This window comes from Sphingomonas sp. (assembly GCF_040398505.1).
Taxonomy (GTDB): domain Bacteria; phylum Pseudomonadota; class Alphaproteobacteria; order Sphingomonadales; family Sphingomonadaceae; genus Sphingomonas.
On record NZ_JBBATX010000149.1, the window covers coordinates 1 to 5,270 of the forward strand.

A 5,270-nucleotide genomic window follows, 5' to 3' on the forward strand; every position below is an offset into this window, starting at 1 on the left:
GGAGATCGTCGTGCCCGCATCGACGAAGCTACACCACGCGATGGGACACGATCTCCGGTCGGTCTCGGAACGTTCTGCGAACCCGTTTTTGCAGAGTTTGTGTAAAGTCGCGGATTCCCCGCGATTCGCATAAAGTTCACGAAAGTGTAACGATGATTATCATGTAGTTACAGGGCTTTATAAGTTTTTTAACGTGAATCCGCGCGCAAATGCGAGTCAACCGGATTATTTCAAAAATCTGACAGCCATGGCTCTTGCCCGACTCGCTGCGATCTTCATAACTGTCCCTCCGCCGCACAGACGATCGTCTAGCGGCTCATTTCGAATGGCGAGGTCAGACGGACCGTGATTCCGGCTGCGGGGCGCCGTGTGCATTTCTGTCGTTGCGTTTCGCAAACGAAACGCCTTTTAAAGCAAGGGTTTGGTGTCGGCGTGTGGAATGAAGGGGAGGCAGTCACGATCGCCAATCGCATCAGCGCGAGCCGGATCGACGGTTCGCAGGACGAAACCGTCATGCGCGCATGGGGCACCGTGCGGGCGCATCTTCGCGAATCCGCCGGAGCGCGGCTGTTCGATCAGTGGCTTAAGCCAATGGCGCTGGCATCGTCGCCAGAGCAGGGTGCTGTGCGGCTCACTTTGCCCTCGGCGTTCATGACCAACTGGGTCCGCAACCATTATGCCGACCGCCTGTTGCAGGAATTTCGCGCCCAGTTACCCAATGTCCACAGCGTGACGATCGAGACCGGGCTCGCTGCGGCGTCGCCACCGGTGCTGACGGTCGAATCGCTTCCCGCACCCGCGGAACCCGCTGCCGTCGTGACGATCGCCGATCGTCCGCCGCTCGATGTGCGCTTCACCTTCGATCGCTTCGTCGTCGATGCCTCGAACCGCGTCGCCTTCAACGCCGCGCGTGCTCTTGCCGAACCCGGCGTGCCGCGCTTCAGCCCATTGTTCCTCCATTCCGGGACGGGGCAGGGCAAGACGCATTTGATGCACGCGATCGGTGCCGCCTATCTGGACGCAGTGCCCGAGGCGCGCGTGCTGCTAATGTCGGCCGAACGGTTCATGTTCGATTTCGTGTCGGCGCTGCGAGGCCGCGACACGCACAGCTTCAAGACGCGGCTGCGGTCGGCCGATCTGCTGCTGGTCGATGATTTGCAATTCATCGCCGGTAAGGATTCGACGCAGGAAGAATTCTTCCACACGATGAACGAAGTGATGGGCGCGGGGAAGCGCCTCGTCATTTCCGCCGACCGCTGCCCGCAGGGGCTCGACGGGGTCGAAGCGCGGATCACCTCGCGGCTGTCCTGCGGTCTGGTCGCCGACATCAAGACGCCCGATCTCGCGCTGCGCCGCGCGGTGCTGACCCGCAAGCTTGCCGACATGCCCGGCGTGACGGTGCCTGCCGAGGTGCTCGATCTGCTCGCCGCGCGGATCACCGCGAATATTCGCGATCTCGAAGGCGCGCTCAACCGCGTCGTCGCCTATGCGCAGCTGACCGAGAGCCCGATCGATCTGGACTTCGCGGTGGCGACACTCGGTGATGTGCTGCGCGGCGCGGAACGTCGCGTGACGATCGACGAGATCCAGAAGGCGGTCTCGGCGCATTTCGAATTGAAGCCGGTCGACCTTGTCTCGGCGCGCCGCGCCGTCGTGGTCGCGCGCCCGCGCCAGATCGCGATGTACCTCGCCAAACGCCTGACGACGCGCTCGCTCCCCGAAATCGGCCGCAAGTTCGGCGGGCGCGACCATTCGACCGTCATCCACGCCGTCCGCCGGATCGAGGAATTGCGCGACAAGGATCGCGAGATCGACACTGCGGTGCGCGTGTTGTTGCGCGAGCTCGAAGGGTAGCGCGCAGGCCGGATATACGGTATGCTATTTCGTATATCCGGAGACTCGTCATGCAGCTATCGAAATGGGGCAATAGTTTCGCAGTGCGTTTGCCCAAGGAGATGGTCGAGGCGCTTGCGCTCGAATTGGGGCAGGAACTCGACGTTCGCGTGCAGTTTGACGGTTCGCTTCGGATCGCTCGAAAGATGACACCCGAGGAAGCGATACGCGGTCTTCGTAAATTTCGCGGTATGATGCCGGTCGATTTCAAGTTCGACCGTGAAGAGGCCAATGCCCGGTAGCTTTTTCGACAGTAATGTTCCGCTCTATTTGGCTGACGGAACTTCCCGTAAGGCGGATCGCGCCGAAGATCTGCTGTCACACGGTGGCATCATCAGCGTGCAGGTTCTCAACGAAATCGCCAATGTTGGACTTCGTAAATTCGGGATGACGATGGCGCAACTGGAGCAGTTCCTCGCCGGAATTCGCTCCGCTCTGCATACGGTCCCTGTCTCCGTCGAAATCCATGAAACAGCGCTGTGGGTTCGCGAGCGGTACCGCTTTGCCTTTTACGATTGTGCGATCATTGGTGCCGCCCTTCAGACCGATTGCGACACGTTGTGGTCGGAGGACATGCATGACGGTCTGGTCATTGACGGCCGGCTGACGATCCTCAATCCGTTCGTTTAGACCTGCAACCCCACCGCTGCCTGCACCTTGGCCAGCGTGGGTGCCGCCAGCGCGCTGGCCCGCGCCGCACCGTCGGTCAGTACTGCGTTCACCGCAGCACGGTCGCCCAGCAACGCCGTCAGCCGCTCGCGGATCGGGGAAAGCGTCGCCACCGCCAGATCGGCGAGCGCGGGCTTGAATGCGCCGAAGCCTTGTCCGGCAAACGCCGCCAGCACCGCGTCGGGCGTGCTGCCCGCGAGCGCGGCATAAATCGTCACAAGATTCTTCGCCTCGGGCCGCTCGGCGAGCCCGTCAATCTCACCCGGCAGGCCGTCGGCGTCCGACTTGGCCTTGCGGAATTTGCTCGCGATCAGCTCGTCCGAATCGATCAGGTTGATCCGCGAGGCGTCCGACGGATCGGACTTCGACATTTTCGCGCTGGCATCGCGCAGGCTCATGATCCGCGGTGCGGCTTTTGAGATGAACGGCTCGGGCAGGACGAACGTGTCGCCATAATCGCTGTTGAACTTGACCGCGATGTCGCGCGCCAGTTCGAGATGCTGCTTCTGGTCCTCGCCGACCGGCACGTGCGTCGCATGATACAGCAAGACGTCGGCGGCTTGCAGCACGGGGTAGGTGAACAGCCCGACGCTCTGGCTCTCGCCCTTCTTGCCGGCCTTGTCCTTCCACTGCGTCATGCGGCTGAGCCAGCCCATCCGCGCGGTACCGCCAAGGATCCAGTGCAGCGCGCTATGTGCAGGCACGCGCGCCTGGTTGAACAGGATCGCGCGCGCCGGGTCGATCCCGCACGCCAGCAGCGTGGCGGCCATTTCGGTGGTATGCGCGTTGAGCTCGGCGGGTATGACCGGCTGCGACAGCGCGTGCAGATCGGCCAGGAAGAACAGGCATTCGTCGCCCGCCTGCATCGCATCCTGCATGGCGACCCACTGCTTGATCGCCCCGAGATAATTTCCGAGGTGAAGGTTGCCAGTGGGCTGGATGCCGGAGACGACTCGCATGTTTATTCCTCGACTGTCTTCGGGGTAGGCGCACGCCGGCGCATCAGGGCCTTCAAATCGGCAATGCGATACGCGCGCGTCAGGAAACACGCGGCGACATAGATCGCGATGCCCGCGCCGACCAGCACGCCCAGTGCCGAATAGCGGATCAGCAGTGGCCCACCGAGATACGGGTCGAGCAATTGCTTACACGCGAACACCGTCGCCCCCATCAGCACCGCCGCCAGCGCGAGCCGCGGCACACGCCGCCGCAATTGTGCGTCCGCGACAAAATGCCCGCGCTTGGCCAGCGTGCGGTACAGCATCGCGACGTTGACCGTCGAGGCGAGCGCGGTGGCAAGCGGCGGGCCGACATGGCCGATCGTCGGGATCAGGGCGAGATTGCCGACGATATTCACGACAATCGACAGCATCGCGAAGCGCACCGGCGTCCGCGTATCGCCCCGCGCATAATAGCCCGGCGTCAGCACCTTGACGAGCACGTAGGACGGCAGCCCGATCGAAAAGGCACTCAGCGCCCAGCCGCATTTGCGCGCATCCTCGGGCGTGAACAGGCCATATTGGAACAGCCCGCGCACGATCGGTTCGGCCGCGATCAGGAACGCGACGGTGGCGGGGAGGGTGAGGAACAGCGCGAGCTCGATCCCGCGATTCTGCGTGTCCATCGCGGCCGCTTCCTGCCCGGTCGACAGCAATTTCGAAATCGTCGGCAGCAGGATCGTCCCGAGGCCAATGCCGATCAGCCCGAGCGGCAGCTGGTTCAGCCGGTCGGCATAATAGATATAGGTGATCGAGCCCGAGGCGAGCAGGCTCCCGGCAAGCGAGGTCGAGATCAGCAAATTGATCTGCGCCGCGCCCGCGCCCGCGGCGGCCGGCACGATCAGCCGCAGCATTTCGCGCACATCCGCGTCGAGCCGCGGCATCCGCAGCCGCATATCGACCCCGGCGCGGTGACACGCCCAGATCAGCCAGAGGAGCTGCAAAACGCCCCCCACTGTCACCGAAATCGCCTGCACCCGCGCGGTGTCATATTCGTTGGCCCCGTGGAAGAACCACAGGCCGCCGATCATCGCGAGGTTGAGCAGGATCGGGGCTGCGGCGTTGACCCAGAATTTGTCGAGCGAGTTGAGGATCCCGCCGAGCAGCGATGCCAGCGAAATCAGCGCGAGATAGGGGAGGGTGATCCGCGAGAGCATCACCGCGAACGCAAACTGCGCCTCAGTCGGGTTCTGCCGCGCAAACCCGCCCGAGAGCAGCCAGGTGATCGGATAAGCCGCGAGCAGCAGCGCCACCGTGAACACGATCAGCACCGGCAACAGCACCGCCAGCGCGCGTTCGGCAAAGACGTATCCGCCCGCGATGCCGTCGGGCCCGGCGGCGCGTCGGTTGAACATCGGGATGAACGCGGCCGAAAATGCGCCTTCGGCAAACAACGCGCGGAACATGTTGGGCAGGCGGAACGCCACGCCATTGAACGCATCCGACGCGAACCCCGCGCCGACATAGCGCGCCGCCAGCGAATCGCGCAGCAAGGCGAGGATGCGGCTGACCAGCGTCAGGCCCCCCACCGAGCCGAGCGATTTGACGAGGTTCATGTGGTGCCTTCTAGCATTCCGACATCTGTTCGTCCTGAGCCTGTCGAAGAACCGATCCTCGTGCCGGCGGCAGGGAGGGGGGCTTCGACAGGCTCAGGACGAACGGAGGGTGGCATCCATCGCTCGCGGATGGCTCACGCCGTCCCGATCGTCC

At 63.5% G+C, this 5,270-nt stretch carries 5 protein-coding genes; 3 read left to right on the top strand and 2 right to left on the bottom strand.

Annotated elements, in window-relative coordinates; all coding sequences use genetic code 11:
* The first annotated feature begins 513 nt into the window (after nucleotides 1–513).
* Genes dnaA through ABWP09_RS13435 form a run of 3 tightly spaced genes read left to right on the top strand, consistent with a single transcriptional unit; the run spans nucleotide 514 to nucleotide 2,523 of the window.
* A complete protein-coding gene (dnaA, locus tag ABWP09_RS13425; protein WP_353205632.1) occupies nucleotides 514–1,854 on the top strand; it encodes a chromosomal replication initiator protein DnaA in 1,341 nt (446 codons plus the stop codon).
* A 50-nt stretch (nucleotides 1,855–1,904) separates the two neighbouring features.
* Nucleotides 1,905–2,135, top strand: a complete 231-nt coding sequence (locus ABWP09_RS13430; RefSeq protein WP_353205628.1) for an AbrB/MazE/SpoVT family DNA-binding domain-containing protein — start codon at nucleotides 1,905–1,907, stop codon at nucleotides 2,133–2,135.
* Complete coding sequence (locus ABWP09_RS13435; RefSeq protein WP_353205629.1) at nucleotides 2,125–2,523, top strand: PIN domain-containing protein; 399 nt, start codon at nucleotides 2,125–2,127, stop codon at nucleotides 2,521–2,523. The genes ABWP09_RS13430 and ABWP09_RS13435 overlap by 11 nt, the downstream gene beginning before the upstream one ends.
* On the opposite strand, the gene trpS is transcribed toward ABWP09_RS13435, so the two are convergent.
* On the bottom strand, nucleotides 2,520–3,521 hold the full coding sequence (trpS, locus tag ABWP09_RS13440; RefSeq protein WP_353205630.1) for a tryptophan--tRNA ligase: 1,002 nt from the start codon (nucleotides 3,519–3,521) through the stop codon (nucleotides 2,520–2,522). The two genes, ABWP09_RS13435 and trpS, sit on opposite strands and share 4 nt — an antisense overlap.
* A 2-nt stretch (nucleotides 3,522–3,523) precedes the next feature.
* Nucleotides 3,524–5,116: a murein biosynthesis integral membrane protein MurJ gene (gene murJ, locus ABWP09_RS13445; protein ID WP_353205631.1), complete on the bottom strand. Its 1,593-nt coding sequence runs from the start codon at nucleotides 5,114–5,116 to the stop codon at nucleotides 3,524–3,526.
* Nucleotides 5,117–5,270: the final 154 nt, after the last annotated feature.

Coding starts and splice junctions, on each gene's coding strand:
- ABWP09_RS13435 (WP_353205629.1), top strand. CDS start 2,125: ATGCCCGGTAGCTTTTTCGACAGTAATGTTCCGCTCTATTTGGCTGAC.
- murJ (WP_353205631.1), bottom strand. CDS start 5,116: ATGAACCTCGTCAAATCGCTCGGCTCGGTGGGGGGCCTGACGCTGGTC.
- dnaA (WP_353205632.1), top strand. CDS start 514: ATGCGCGCATGGGGCACCGTGCGGGCGCATCTTCGCGAATCCGCCGGA.
- ABWP09_RS13430 (WP_353205628.1), top strand. CDS start 1,905: ATGCAGCTATCGAAATGGGGCAATAGTTTCGCAGTGCGTTTGCCCAAG.
- trpS (WP_353205630.1), bottom strand. CDS start 3,521: ATGCGAGTCGTCTCCGGCATCCAGCCCACTGGCAACCTTCACCTCGGA.